The sequence below is a fragment of the Citrobacter sp. Cpo103 genome (assembly GCF_030332605.1).
GTDB classification, from domain to species: Bacteria; Pseudomonadota; Gammaproteobacteria; order Enterobacterales; family Enterobacteriaceae; genus Citrobacter; species Citrobacter portucalensis.
Map to the genome: position 1 here is coordinate 579,988 of NZ_JAOWHO010000029.1, position 13,424 is coordinate 593,411.

Below are 13,424 nucleotides of genomic sequence, written 5' to 3' on the forward strand. Positions count from 1 at the left end.
ATCATGAATCAATCTACAAACCCTTATGTCATGCTGCATGACGAGAAACGCTGTATCGGCTGTCAGGCATGTACGGTTGCCTGCAAAGTTTTGAATGATGTGCCAGAGGGATTTAGCCGCTTACAGGTGCAGATCCGTTCACCCGAACATGAACCCGAGGTGCTGTCCCACTTCCAGTTTGTTCGCGTTTCCTGTCAGCATTGTGAAGATGCGCCGTGTGTCAGCGTTTGTCCGACCGGTGCGTCATTTCGCGACGAAAATGGCATTGTGCAAGTGGATAAGTCTCGCTGTATTGGCTGTGACTACTGCGTTGCCGCTTGTCCGTTCCACGTCCGTTATCTCAATCCGCAAACGGGAATTGCCGACAAATGTAACTTCTGCGCAGATACGCGACTGGAGACAGGACAATCGCCCGCCTGTGTTTCCGTTTGTCCGACGGATGCGCTGAAATTTGGTCGTCGCGACGACCCGGAAATTCAGCACTGGATAAATCAAAAAGAGGTTTATCGCCAGCTGGATACGCGTAGCGGCCCGGTGAGTGTTTATCGGCGTAAAGAGATCCATCAGGAGGGTAAAGCATGAATTCTATCTGGGGAGCAGAGCTTAACTATGCGCCGGACTACTGGCCGCTGTGGCTTATTTATGCAGGCGTTGTTATTGTGCTGATGATTGCGGGCCTGGTTATGCACGCGCTGTTACGTCGGATGCTGGCACCCAAAACGGCAACCGGAGAAGAACATCGGGATTACCTCTATTCGCTGGCAGTTCGCCGCTGGCACTGGGGTAATGCGCTGCTTTTTATCCTGCTTTTGCTGAGCGGCCTGTTTGGGCACTTCTCTGTCGGACCGGTGGCATTGATGGTGCAGGTACATACCTGGTGCGGTTTCGCCTTGTTGGCCTTCTGGGTTGGTTTTGTGCTAATCAACGCAACCAGCGGCAACGGTTGTCATTACCGGGTGAAGTTTAACGGGTTGATATCACGCTGCTTGTTGCAAACGCGCTTTTATCTGTATGGTATCATGAAGGGGGAACCACACCCGTTTGCCGCAACGGCAGAGAGTAAATTTAACCCGCTACAACAGCTGGCTTATCTGGCCATCATGTATGCGCTGGTTCCGCTGCTAATCATCACCGGGTTGTTATGCCTCTACCCGCAGGTAATAGGGGCAGGGCCTGTGATGCTGGTGCTGCATATGGTGTTGGCGATTGTCGGCTTACTATTCATCTGTGCACATATTTACCTGTGCACGCTGGGTGACACTCCGGGGCAGATTTTCCGCAGCATGATAGATGGCTATCATCGTCATCGCAGCCATCACGCAGAGACAGCACCTCGCAAAGGGTAACGCCAGACGTGGTTGATATCTGAAATCCTATCCTTACAGCAAGAAAATGTGCCTTATGTCACATTTTCTTGCAATTTATCCATGTTTGTTCGCCAGAACTTCCGTAAAAAGAACGGCTATTTCTCCATTTCCTGAGGACATGCTGTTGAAACGCCGTTTGTTTATTGCCGCTTCACTATTTGCGATGATTTTTTCGCCCGCGTATGCGACCGACGTCGCCAGTTTCGCTCCACAGCCTCCAGCAATTAATGCCGGGGCGTGGGTATTAATGGATTACACCACGGGCCAAATCCTGACAGCCGGAAATGAACACCAGCAGCGCAACCCTGCCAGCCTGACCAAGCTGATGACCGGCTATGTTGTCGATCGCGCAATCGACAGCAAGCGTATTAGTCCGACAGATATTGTCACTGTAGGACGAGATGCCTGGGCGAAAGATAATCCGGTATTCGTCGGTTCGTCCTTAATGTTCCTGAAAGAAGGGGATCGCGTTTCTGTGCGCGATCTGAGTCGCGGGTTAATTGTTGATTCCGGTAATGATGCCTGTGTGGCGCTGGCGGATTACATCGCCGGAGGGCAGCCGCAGTTTGTCGCGATGATGAACAACTATGTGCAAAAGCTGAACCTGCGGGACACGCATTTTGAAACGGTACATGGTCTGGATGCGCCAGGTCAGCATAGCTCAGCTTACGATCTGGCTGTGCTGTCGAGAGCTATCATCCATGGAGAGCCGGATTTCTACCATATGTACAGTGAAAAAAGCCTTACCTGGAACGGAATTACGCAGCAAAACCGTAACGGTTTGTTGTGGGATAAAACCATGAACGTCGATGGTCTGAAGACAGGACATACCTCCGGCGCTGGATTCAACCTGATTGCTTCTGCCGTTGATGGGCAGCGCCGCCTGATTGCGGTTGTGATGGGGGCGGAGAGTGCGAAAGGGCGTGAAGACCAGGCGCGAAAACTGCTGCAATGGGGACAACAGAACTTTGATACCGTGCAGGTTTTACGTAGCGGTAAGCAAGTTGGTATTGAACGGATCTGGTATGGCGATAAAGAAAAAATTAGCCTTGGCACAGAGCAGGATTTCTGGATGGCCCTGCCTAAAGCCGAAGTCGCTAATATCAAGGCAAAATATGTTCTTGATAAGAAAGAACTGGTTGCCCCCATTGCTGCCCATCAACGTGTGGGGGAAATTGAACTCTACGATCGGGATAAACTGGTGGCGCACTGGCCTCTGGTTACGCTGGAGTCTGTCAACGAAGGCGGCATCTTCTCGCGTTTGAGCGATTACTTCCACCACAAGGCGTAGTTTTTCCTGATGTGCCTGACTGGCAAGAGTGCGAATCTGCTCACATAATAATCACTGATTCCTTGTGGCCGTCATACCTAAAAATTACACTGTATATAAATACAGTGTAATAGCGGAGGTTATATGGAGTACGAGATAAAGCAGGTCGAGAAACGCATAATTGCTGGTTTCCATATGGTTGGACCGTGGGAACAAACGGTAAAGCAGGGTTTCGAGCAGTTAATGATGTGGGTCGATGGTAAGCAGATCGTACCGCTGGAATGGATAGCCGTTTATTACGACAATCCTGACGTTGTTCCGGCGGAAAAACTGCGTTGTGATACCGTGGTGTCTGTGCCTGAAGGTTTTGAGATCCCAGAAAACAGCGAAGGGGTGATCCAGACCGAACTGGCGGGGGGCGACTATGCTATCGCCGTTGCGCGCGTTGAAAATTATGACTTCGCGACGCCGTGGTATCAGTTCTTTGAGCGCCTGCTGCAGGATTCGACGTATGCGATAGCCGCTAAACCCTGCTTTGAAGTTTATATGAACAATGGCATGGAGGACGGCTACTGGGACATTGAAATGTACGTGCCGGTACAGTCGAAGTAACTGTTTTTGGTGTAAATCAGGATGAATGTCCTGGTCATCAGGGTGATGTTTTCACTCAAAAAACAGGTACAATTCTGTTCTTTGCAATTCCCTGACGGAGTGCATGAGTGCGTGCAGATAAGTCACTGAGTCCTTTTGAAATTCGTTTGTATCGTCATTATCGTGTGGTGCATGGTGTTCGCATTGCGCTGGCGTTTCTTTTTACTTTTCTGTTGGTTCGCCTGTTGAACATTCCTGAAGGTACATGGCCTCTGATTACGCTGGTGGTAATCATGGGGCCTATTTCCTTTTGGGGGAACGTTGTCCCCAGAGCGTTTGAGCGTATTGGCGGGACAATTCTGGGATCGGTACTTGGGCTGGTGGCCCTTCGTCTGGAGCTCTTTTCACTTCCGCTAATGCTGATATGGTGCGCGGTGGCGATGTTTCTCTGCGGCTGGCTGGCGTTGGGTAAAAGGCCGTATCAGGCGTTGCTGATTGGTATAACGCTTGCGGTCGTTGTGGGTGCCCCCGCTGGAGATATGAACACAGCGTTATGGCGCGGTGGCGATGTTATTTTGGGTTCATTACTGGCAATGCTGTTTACCGGTATCTGGCCGCAGCGGGCATTTATACACTGGCGAATTCAACTGGCGCATTGTGTAACGGGGTACAATCGGGTGTATCAGGCTGCGCTATCTCCCAACCTGCTGGAGCAACCGCGACTGGAGAAGCATTTACAACAGCTTTTAAGCGATGTTGTCAAAATGCGTGGGCTCATCGTCCCCGCCAGCAAGGAAACCCACATTCAAAAATCAATCTTTGAAGCTATTCAAACGGTTAATCGTAACCTGGTCTGCATGCTTGAGCTGCAAATCAATGCGCTTTGGGCCAGCCGTACCAGCCACTTTGTCATGTTGAATGCGCACACTTTGCGTGAAACCCAGCTCAGGACACAACAGGCGCTACTGACGATAACCCACGCATTGTATGAAGGTAATCCACAACCGGTGCTTGCCAATACGGAAAAACTCAATGACACCGTGGTGGAGTTACGTCAGCTTATTGCTGAGCATAAGGGCGATAATGTCGCTGAAACGCCCATTCACGGCTACGTTTGGCTAAATATGGAAATGGCGCGACAGCTGGAGTTGCTCTCTCATTTGATCTGTCGCGCGCTGCGCAAATAAAGAGCAGATGAGGGGATTGGTTCTACTGCTGCTTCGATTCAGCAACGATTAGAGGTATGATACTGAAAAAGGCTAAAACCATTGGTAACTGCAATGGCTTTACCCTCGATAATTCAGGTTTCAACCATGCATGGTCGATGCAGATGCAACTTGAAGTATGGCGGGCATGAAAGTAATGTTGACCCACTTTAGCCGTTGTTTTAACGAATCCGAATCTCACATTATCAGGGGTGTAAAAATGGAAACTACCAAGCCTTCTTTCCAGGACGTGCTGGAATTTGTTCGTCTGTTCCGTCGTAAAAACAAACTGCAACGTGAAATCCAGGACGTTGAGAAAAAGATCCGTGACAACCAGAAACGTGTTCTGCTGCTGGACAACCTGAGTGACTACATCAAGCCTGGAATGAGCGTGGAAGCGATTCAGGGCATTATCGCCAGCATGAAAAGCGATTATGAAGATCGTGTTGATGATTACATCATCAAAAACGCTGAGATCTCTAAAGAGCGCCGCGACATCTCTAAAAAGCTGAAAGCGATGGGCGAAGTGAAAAACGGCGAAGCGAAAGCCGAGTAACGATTTTATGCTTGTTCGGGTCGCTGCTTAGCGGCGGCCCTTATTGCAGTTCGACCCCGCCAGTTACCATCCGCAACAAATGCTGTTCCGGCCAGTGCTCCGTCAATTTTTTCTGCGTCAGCATCCATTTTATGTAGTCCACATCATGACGCTTTCTGTCGAGCATCAGACCGACTACGCTGCCACTGTGCGCAACGTTGACACCGTATAAATCACATTCTTCTACCAGCGCTAAAAGTGAATCAAAATTTGGTTTAGGTAACAGCAACTGGCTGGCGATCGCGCTCAGCGTGGCGGCTTCACCCATCCGATAGGGATTTTGACTGATACAGGCTTCCTGTACCTTTTCCCATGCGCGTTTCAGTGCTGGAGCGCCTGCCAGTAATCCTGACTGGCGTGGAGTACGGTGATAATCAGCAGTAAGCAAGGTTTCCGGACTTTCGAGAACCAGCAGATCGAGTTGAGGCTGGGCTTCACAGGCAATTTGCGTGGAGGCGTCGTTATGATCGAACAGCGTAAGCTGGCGGAAAACGGTGCTGTCGGTAGGTTCCAGCGAAACGCAAAGCTGCGCCAGAGTGGATTCGTCTAGCTGATGCCCCAGATACTGCGCCGTGGCGATTGCCGTGGCGGCGATATCCGCTGTGCTGCTGGCCATCCCTTTAGCGACAGGAATGGTTGACTGGACATCAATTCGAATATCCTGACTCATTTGTGCCGGGTATTGCCAGTGCAGCAATAACCTCTCAACCATCGCCCGCGAAAGTGGACGTTCATCTGTCAGCGGTGAACCTGAAGTGACCTCAACGGTGCTATACCATTCAACCGGGCAGGAGACCAATTTCTCACTGCCCAGTATCCAGCCCTGGATAAGTTCTCCGCACGATGCGGGACATTGCGCAACAGCCACGTCTTCACCTATGTGATCAGCAATCCTCGGCGCATAGTGTCATGGCGATCGCGCTATTACCATGATTTGCCGCAATTTGCGGTGCGGCAGTATTATGCAGGAATGCCCAATGTCACAGTTTCAGATATCGCTAAACGCATAACGTCTTGCGCAATCATTAGCTCTTCATTGGTATTAATCACTGCTACTTTGACCATCGCATTTTCTGTCTGAATGAAGGTGGCATTACGCTGATTTTTTTCCTCATCAACGGCCAGACCCAGGAAATTCAGATTACGACAGATCGCAGCGCGCGCCCGTGCGGAGTTTTCGCCAATACCACCGGTAAACACCAGGGCATCCAGACCGCCCATCTGCATAATATAGCTACCAATGGTGGCACGAATGCGCTCAGCAAAAAGCGTCAACGCCAGCGCAGCCTGGTGATTGCCCGTATCTGCGGCATGTTCAACGTCGCGGTAGTCAGGTGAGATACCAGAAACACCGAGCAATCCGGACTCATTGTTGAGCAATTGGTTGAGCTGCTGCGGTGTTTTGCCTTCTCGCAGGGCAATCCACGGTAAAATGGACGGATCGATATCGCCACTTCGCGTGCCCATCATCACGCCAGACTGCGGCGTAAAGCCCATTGACGTATTCACCGATTGTCCGCCTTTGATGGCGCAGATGCTGCTGCCGTTGCCCAGATGACAACAAACAACGCGCAGGGCGCTGAGTGGTACACCCAGTTTTTCAGCAAGCTGTGAGCTAACGTATTTGTGGCTGGTACCATGAAAACCATAGCGACGAATACCCAACTCTGCATAGTAACGCCAGGGCAGGGGATAGATGAAAGAAGGCTCATCAAGCGTTTGATGAAAGGCGGTGTCGAACACCGCAACGGCTGGCGTTTTGGGCAATAGCTGGCGGAATACCGCGATCCCCAGCGCATTGACCGGGTTATGCAGAGGAGCCAGTTCCGCGAGGCGCTCGATTTCTGCCAGCGTTTCATCAGTTACCAGCGCTGAGTCTTTAAAGGATTCCCCGCCGTGCGCGACGCGATGGCCCACGCCGTCGATCTCATCCAGACTGCTGATAATGTGGTGGTTGAGCAGTTTTTCCAGGAGCAACGTTACGGCTTCACGGTGATCGGCTACGGGCAAAGTCTCCTGCCATTTCTGCGCTGGCGTTTTTAGGCTGACTTGCGCATCAGACAAACCGATACGTTCAATCAACCCCTGACAGATCATTTTACCCTGCGGCATCGCCAGTAGTTGAAATTTAAGCGAGGAACTACCTGCATTAATGGCCATTATTTTATGAGACATGAAGGTTCCTTTGCATTCAGAAAAATGAACATCTCATCGACCCCGGTATTCTCCAGCGCGCTGGTGACAAATACTTTTTGCGCACCAGCCTGAACTAACCAACTCTCCACAAGAGAAATACGCTGCGGGTTGGCTAAATCGGCTTTGGTAACGAGGCCAATAACGGGTCGGTTCATTGGTCCGGTAAAACCGGGAGAAAATGGTGACCACGGCGCGTCAGCATTGAGTACCAGCGCAATAATGTCTGCTTCACAGGCGCTGGCCAGCAGCGCACTGTACAGGCAGCGGTTCTCAAGATATTCACCCGGCGTGTCTATTGTCGTAGGAGACCAGACTATGGCCTGGGTCTTCTGATAGTGAAGTGCCTCTCCCCGCATGCACTGCGTGAGCGACGTTTTACCGCACTGGCTGGGGCCAATTAGCATGATACGTTTCATGAGATTACGTCCGGGTGATGGGGCACGCGGTAAAACGCATCATTTCGCCCAGCGTTCGGGTTACCTGTTTCAGTGCGTACTCAACGGCAGAAACATCACCCGTCAGTACCACCGCGCCGGTAAACCGGTCGAGAAAACCAATCTCTACCGCCCCGGATTTCGTGGCGATATCACAGGCGATGATTGAGGCTTCGCTGGGGGTAATGGTCAGAATACCGATTGCGGAAAGCGAATCGGGTAATCCCAGTTTCTTGAACAAATCTTTACCTGGATTAGCAATAAGATGCGCCAGCGTGACCTGTTTGCCAGGTACATATTCCTGAATCATTCGATCCGTGGTGGGTTGTCTTTCCATTATCCCTCCACCATTTGTCGCCACATGCTTTCATGCGGGCGGGGTATGACCGAGCGGTAAACCAGCAGGCCTTTTTCACCCGCACTTTCACTGGCAACCGTCACCGCGTTATTCACATCGGATACATCGCCAGCAACGACCATGTAGCACTTGCCGCCAATACCAAATGCCATATGGACGCGTACCAGCGTGACGTTGGAGGCTTTAACCGCCCGGTCGGCGGCGCAGATGCAGGCAGCAACGCTCCATGTTTCGACAATACCAACAGCCTGACGCTTATCCACGCTGTTTAGTCCGCTGATTGCGGGGAGTACGCTGGCATGAATGTTGGGGAGTACCAGACTGTCAACGAGCATATCGCCAGCAAGAGATGTTCCAGTGGCAATCGCCTGTTGTACGGCACCTACGTCACCACCGAGCATGAGTAGAAATTTTCCCGGGCAGATGGTCTTGCTGACCAGTAAATTCACATTCGCGCTTTTTAACATGGCATCGCCAGCTTCCATTCCTTTGGCAATGCTGGTGAGTTCTAAAATCCCTATAGCCTGAGACATGATTAACCTCTAATTACCGTGATGGATTGCTCAGTGATTTCGCTGACAATACCGTCAATACTGGCGTGAACAGGCGCGCCTAATGCACCGGAGGGCACATCGGCAACACATTGACCGCGAACAACGCGTTCGCCTTGTTCTACACATGGGATGGCGCTGGCACCTATATGCTGGCGTAACAACAGCGTCGTTTTATCTGTGGAATAATCAGTTTCAGCCAGTGGCGCATCGTGATACCAGTCGCTAAGACCCAGTTTTGTAATAAGGCGTTTAACTGGGATCAGTCGGTACTTCGCCATTTCATCCTCAGGATTTAGCGGCCCTTCATAACGGTGGTTGAGCGCCCGCAATTCACGTTTAAGCATACGGTTGATGCGCATCGGTGAAATCCCAACCGGACAGGCTACGCTTTCACACACATTGCATTCTGAACAGGTCAGGGCCGTGAGCAGCAGTTGCGGTGTGGCCGCCTGCTGATAATTAACCGCACGAACCAGCAGATGCGGGGATAATTCATGACCGATCAAATGCCTCGGGCACAAATCCGTACACAAACGGCACTGCTCGCAAACGGTCTTTGCTACAGAAAGCACGGTGCGTTCATCCTGCATCCGCCGCTGAATCAACGCATGAGACTTAGGCAAAACCAGCAGGCCCCCGGTGGTCTTGCTGACAGGGGTATCCAGTGAAGTAATCAGGCCGCCCATCATCGGACCACCGTTAATAAAGCCGGGATCGTCAACGGTTGTGCCACCGGCCAGCGCCAGAACGTCACGTAAAGACATTCCGATAGGGACTGTGAGTGTGATAGGACTGGCGACTGCGCCGTTAACGGTCAGGGTACGACGCGTAACGGGGTACTGCTGCTCAACTGCTCTGGCGATGTTGAGCACGGTCTGGACGTTATTGACCACCACACCGACGCTGACCGGCAGCGCGGCAGGCGGAACTCTCCGACCTGTTGCCATCCAGATGGTCAGAACCTCGTCACCTGCCGGGTAGACATCGGGCAAAATATGTAAGCGGATCCCGGTAGGCAGAAGGGGCGTTAATGCATTGATAGCCTTCTGGTATTTCTCTTTGAGTGCAATAATTCCGGCACTGGCTCCGGTAGTCGTCATGGCATATTGAACGCCGCGGATAAGTCGCTCAGCCTGGACGGCCATCAACTGCTGGTCAACTTTCAGCATTGGCTCACATTCAGCCGCATTGACCAGAAAGGTATCGACTTGCGCCTGTAATTTTACGTGAGCAGGAAAGCCTGCGCCTCCGGCTCCGACAACACCCGCTGCGCGAACGCGTTCACGAATGGTCTGCGCATCATAGAGCGTGGACTCTGCCGTCATGGCTGTCTTCATAATAATTCCTCAAGCAGTTCCTGCATGGCACTGGCGTCGGCAACACGAGGATTGGTTTGCAGCGTGACGTCAGCCAGCGCGGCCTGAACCATCGACGGGATACGTTGTGACCAGACTTGCTTTCCGTCTTTAAGCGCGTCAACAAAAGAAGGCAACGCACACTGTTTTTTGAGTAGCTCGATGTGATGGATGAGCGCATTCAATGCCGCTGTATCGTTCGCGTTATCCGGGCATAAATGGCAGGCTTTAGCAAAACGGGCATAGCGCTTCGCAGCCCGCGGATCGCGGGCATTAAAATGAATGACATGGGTCAGCAGCAGCGCATTGGCAAGTCCATGCGGCAGATGAAACTGACCACCCAACTGATGGGCAATCGCATGATTGATCCCCAGTCCAGCCTGACTAAATGCCATTCCCGCGAGCGTTGACGCATTGTGCATTTTCCCCCTGGTTGCCAGACAGTCGCCTTTGCTGACGGCGACAGGCAGGTACTGGAAGACGATTTGAGCCGCTTTTTCAGCCAGTGCATCGGTGAAGTCACTGGCCTTCGTGGATACGTAAGCCTCCAGCGCATGCGTTAACACGTCCATGCCGGTATTCGCGGTGATGGCAGGTGGTACGCTGACGACCAACGTTGGATCAAGGATGGCCATGTCCGGGTAAAGCGCATTATTGAACAATGGATATTTAATGCCTTTATCCGGATCGCTAATCACGCAGGCGCTGGTTACTTCAGAGCCTGTGCCGCTGGTGGTGGGAATTGCGACACAGGTTTCAATTTCAATACCGAACTGTCGGCTGAACCAGACGATGGCTTTTGCGGCGTCCAGTGCTGAGCCGCCACCAAAACCCATCACGACGTCCGGTCGCAGGGACTGCATTTGTGCAATCCCTTGAACTACCGTACCGATGGTGGGATCGGGGGTGATATCGCTGAAAATGCTGATGCGGTTATCCGCTGGCAGAGCGTTGCGCAGCTTTTCAATCAGGGGAGAACGCGCGAGAAAAGCATCGCAAATAATCCAGATATGCTTATTCGTGAAACGCTTGAGCACATCCAGACTTCCCTGGCCGCTGTACAATCGAGTTTGCAGTGAAAAGCTATTCATAACGGCCCCATTAACGAATAGAAAAACCGTTTGTCAGCACGCAACGACGAGAGCGTGCGAAAGTGCGCGCAGATGTTGTTCCTTCACCGGTTGGCGTCGCAATAGTGAAGGTGGTAAAGCCTTCACCACCAACGCCAATCCCGGCGTAAGAGGGGCCATTTTTCACAAAGATGGAGGTCTGAAGCGTGCGCGCGGCAAGGTTCAAACGTGACACATTTTGCGAATGCATAATGGCGGTGTGATGCAATCCCTCTTCAACCTCCAGGGCCAACGTTAATGCACTGTCAAAATCGCTCACTGTTACAACGGGGAGCATTGGCATTAATTGCTCGCTGGTAACCCACGGGTCGTCAGCCTTGACGATGCCTATCAGTAATCGAGGTGCTTTTGCCGGAACCGGTATTTCTGCTGCTTCCAGTAAGGTTGCCGGGCTTTTACCCACCAGTTTTTTATTGGCTATGCCTTCTGGTAGACAGACAGCGCGCAGTTTGTCTACCTCTTCGCTATTGAGAAGCATCGCACCAAAAGACTGCATCTGTTGAACCAGTCGTTCGGCAACGGCATCAACAACAATCAGGCTCTTCTCAGCAATGCAGGGGAGGTTGTAATCAAAGGATGCGCCATTGATGATATCTTCCGCCGCCTTAACCAGGTCGGCCGTTTCATCAACAATGCAGGGTGGATTTCCTGCGCCTGCGCCGATGACTTTTTTCCCGCTTTTCATGCCCATAGCAACAATGCCTGGGCCACCGGTAATCGCCAGAACTGCGATTTTAGGGTGCGCCATCATCTGCTGGGTAGCCTCAAAAGTGGGTTCTGTGACCGTGACGACAAGATTACGAATTCCGCAGCAACGGAAAGCAATATCTTCAATCATGGCAATCAGCTTGAGTGAAACCTTTTTAGCACCCGGATGCGGACTGAAATAAACGCTATTCCCTGCCGCCAGCATGCTGATGCTGTTGTTAATAATGGTCTCTGTCGGGTTAGTACTGGGGGCGACAGAACCAATCACGCCAAACGGTGAATACTCGAATAACACCATGCCGCCATCGCCGGTTAGCGCCGTGGTGGTCAGATCTTCGATACCAGGAGTGTTGTCCAGCGCGGCTTTATTTTTAAGGAACTTATCCTCTTTGTTGCCCATACCCGTTTCGGCAGCGCTCTCAGCGGCCAGTGAAGCAAGATGAGGCGTCAGTTCTTCGCGCAGGGCGTTTATGATGGCGCTGCGGGTTTTCAATGGACATTGCTGGTAACGCAGAAAAGCCTGATGCGCGGCATCGATCGCTTCGCCAACGGACGGAAAAATACCGTTACCCTTAACTTCTGCTTTTGCCGGGGCGAGTTGCTCACTCAAAATATTACGAATAAGGGTTTCAAGTTCTGAAGTATTCATTGATGTGTTCTCACGTTAATCGCCGCAATGGCCGTTTCTGCAATGTCCATATCCTGTTCAACGCTTCCTCCGCTGATGCCAAGACCCCCGAGGAGTAAACCCTCACGCCATAATGCGTACCCGCCACCGAAGGTGACGACTTTTCCCTGCATATGGCTTTCCAGACCGTAAAGCGCAGCACCGGGTTGAACTGCCGATGCCAGCTCATGTGTGGCGGTTTTCATCGCCACGGCAGTCCAGGCTTTTTTGGGTGCCAGTTCGCTACTCACGAGTAATGCGTCAGGCATGCGCCAGGTCACCATTTGGGTCCCGTTCGCATCAACAATGCTAATGACGATCGGAACCTGAAGTTCTTCTGCTCTCGTCACCGCAGCGCGAGTGAGTTGGTGGAGCTCCTGAAAAGACAGAGACATAGTCGGCTCCTTTATGGCTGGTGCTTGAACGGCAGCGAGATAGCGCTCAGCCACTTTCTGAATGATGTCGTTTTGATGGGCGTCATGATCTTCTGCTCGTGCAAGCGCATATAAGCAGTCGGACAGGCGATTGATATAACGCATCAGCACGTGTCTGACGGATATCTCGGTGGAGAGCTCGACCAGTCGTCTCTCTGCGCGGCGTGCCAGCGTACGGGCAAAGTGCAGTCGGCTGGCGGCTTCGCTGCGGCCAGGTAAAATAAAGCTGCGCAGCGGCGGTACTCTTCCCATTGCGGTATCGATGGCAGCTTCCAGTGCCGCAATTTCTTCCGAGCTGATGTAGCGCTGCTCCGGCGTTGGTTCTTCGCTTTCGCTTGCCAGTTCGGCGCTGAACCAAAAAAGCTGCAGCTGGATATTTTCAAGTAACTGCCGGTGCTGCGGGTTTTTCGCTGCACAAATGCACAGACTTAGCGCCGCATTCAGTTCGTCCAGCGTACCGTAGGCTTCCACGCGTGGATGCGTTTTGCTCACGCGCTGTCCGGTAAAGAGGGCTGTTGTTCCGGCATCACCAGTACGGGTATAAATCGCCATAGTTCCTC

The 13,424-nt window shown here is 51.9% G+C and carries 15 protein-coding genes; 6 read left to right on the top strand and 9 right to left on the bottom strand.

Annotation, left to right across the window (positions count from 1 at the left end):
• Positions 1–3 precede the first annotated feature (3 nt).
• From phsB to OGX89_RS11415, 6 genes are all read left to right on the top strand, one after another.
• Positions 4–582: a thiosulfate reductase electron transport protein PhsB gene (gene phsB, locus OGX89_RS11390; RefSeq protein ID WP_125112534.1), complete on the top strand. Its 579-nt coding sequence runs from the start codon at positions 4–6 to the stop codon at positions 580–582.
• Positions 579–1,346 (top strand): thiosulfate reductase cytochrome B subunit, encoded by a 768-nt coding sequence (gene phsC / locus OGX89_RS11395; protein ID WP_125112533.1) that lies wholly within the window; start codon positions 579–581, stop codon positions 1,344–1,346. Before phsB ends, phsC begins: the two co-directional genes overlap by 4 nt.
• Before the next feature lie 139 nt (positions 1,347–1,485).
• Entirely contained in the window at positions 1,486–2,658 is a 1,173-nt protein-coding gene (gene dacD / locus OGX89_RS11400; protein ID WP_125112532.1) for a serine-type D-Ala-D-Ala carboxypeptidase DacD, read from the top strand.
• Between the two features lie 123 nt (positions 2,659–2,781).
• The gene (gene sbmC, locus OGX89_RS11405; protein ID WP_003834180.1) at positions 2,782–3,249 is read left to right on the top strand and encodes a DNA gyrase inhibitor SbmC; all 468 of its coding nucleotides are present in this window, start codon (positions 2,782–2,784) and stop codon (positions 3,247–3,249) included.
• A gap of 107 nt (positions 3,250–3,356) precedes the next feature.
• Positions 3,357–4,415: an FUSC family protein gene (locus OGX89_RS11410; protein ID WP_003834178.1), complete on the top strand. Its 1,059-nt coding sequence runs from the start codon at positions 3,357–3,359 to the stop codon at positions 4,413–4,415.
• Between the two features lie 238 nt (positions 4,416–4,653).
• Positions 4,654–4,989 (top strand): DUF496 family protein, encoded by a 336-nt coding sequence (locus OGX89_RS11415; RefSeq protein ID WP_003834176.1) that lies wholly within the window; start codon positions 4,654–4,656, stop codon positions 4,987–4,989.
• Between the two features lie 40 nt (positions 4,990–5,029).
• On the opposite strand, the gene OGX89_RS11420 is transcribed toward OGX89_RS11415, so the two are convergent.
• The 9 genes from OGX89_RS11420 to pduO all read right to left on the bottom strand — a co-directional run bounded on the left by OGX89_RS11420 (position 5,030) and on the right by pduO (position 13,416).
• Positions 5,030–5,896, bottom strand: a complete 867-nt coding sequence (locus tag OGX89_RS11420; protein WP_003834174.1) for a GHMP family kinase ATP-binding protein — start codon at positions 5,894–5,896, stop codon at positions 5,030–5,032.
• Between the two features lie 92 nt (positions 5,897–5,988).
• Complete coding sequence (locus OGX89_RS11425; protein ID WP_232397915.1) at positions 5,989–7,203, bottom strand: acetate/propionate family kinase; 1,215 nt, start codon at positions 7,201–7,203, stop codon at positions 5,989–5,991.
• Positions 7,188–7,640, bottom strand: a complete 453-nt coding sequence (pduV, locus tag OGX89_RS11430) for a propanediol utilization protein PduV (RefSeq protein WP_103771349.1) — start codon at positions 7,638–7,640, stop codon at positions 7,188–7,190. The genes OGX89_RS11425 and pduV overlap by 16 nt, the downstream gene beginning before the upstream one ends.
• Before the next feature lie 4 nt (positions 7,641–7,644).
• Complete coding sequence (pduU, locus tag OGX89_RS11435) at positions 7,645–7,995, bottom strand: propanediol utilization microcompartment protein PduU (protein WP_003834168.1); 351 nt, start codon at positions 7,993–7,995, stop codon at positions 7,645–7,647.
• Positions 7,995–8,549 carry a propanediol utilization microcompartment protein PduT gene (gene pduT / locus OGX89_RS11440; RefSeq protein ID WP_003030201.1) on the bottom strand — a complete coding sequence of 185 codons (555 nt, stop codon included), beginning with the start codon at positions 8,547–8,549 and terminating at the stop codon, positions 7,995–7,997. The genes pduU and pduT overlap by 1 nt, the downstream gene beginning before the upstream one ends.
• 2 nt (positions 8,550–8,551) lie before the next feature.
• Positions 8,552–9,907 carry a cobalamin reductase PduS gene (pduS, locus tag OGX89_RS11445; RefSeq protein WP_125112530.1) on the bottom strand — a complete coding sequence of 452 codons (1,356 nt, stop codon included), beginning with the start codon at positions 9,905–9,907 and terminating at the stop codon, positions 8,552–8,554.
• Complete coding sequence (locus tag OGX89_RS11450) at positions 9,904–11,016, bottom strand: 1-propanol dehydrogenase PduQ (RefSeq protein ID WP_125112529.1); 1,113 nt, start codon at positions 11,014–11,016, stop codon at positions 9,904–9,906. The genes pduS and OGX89_RS11450 overlap by 4 nt, the downstream gene beginning before the upstream one ends.
• A gap of 10 nt (positions 11,017–11,026) precedes the next feature.
• The gene (pduP, locus tag OGX89_RS11455; RefSeq protein ID WP_125112528.1) at positions 11,027–12,412 is read right to left on the bottom strand and encodes a CoA-acylating propionaldehyde dehydrogenase PduP; all 1,386 of its coding nucleotides are present in this window, start codon (positions 12,410–12,412) and stop codon (positions 11,027–11,029) included.
• Entirely contained in the window at positions 12,409–13,416 is a 1,008-nt protein-coding gene (gene pduO / locus OGX89_RS11460) for a two-domain cob(I)yrinic acid a,c-diamide adenosyltransferase PduO (protein ID WP_125112527.1), read from the bottom strand. Before pduO ends, pduP begins: the two co-directional genes overlap by 4 nt.
• Positions 13,417–13,424 lie beyond the last annotated feature (8 nt).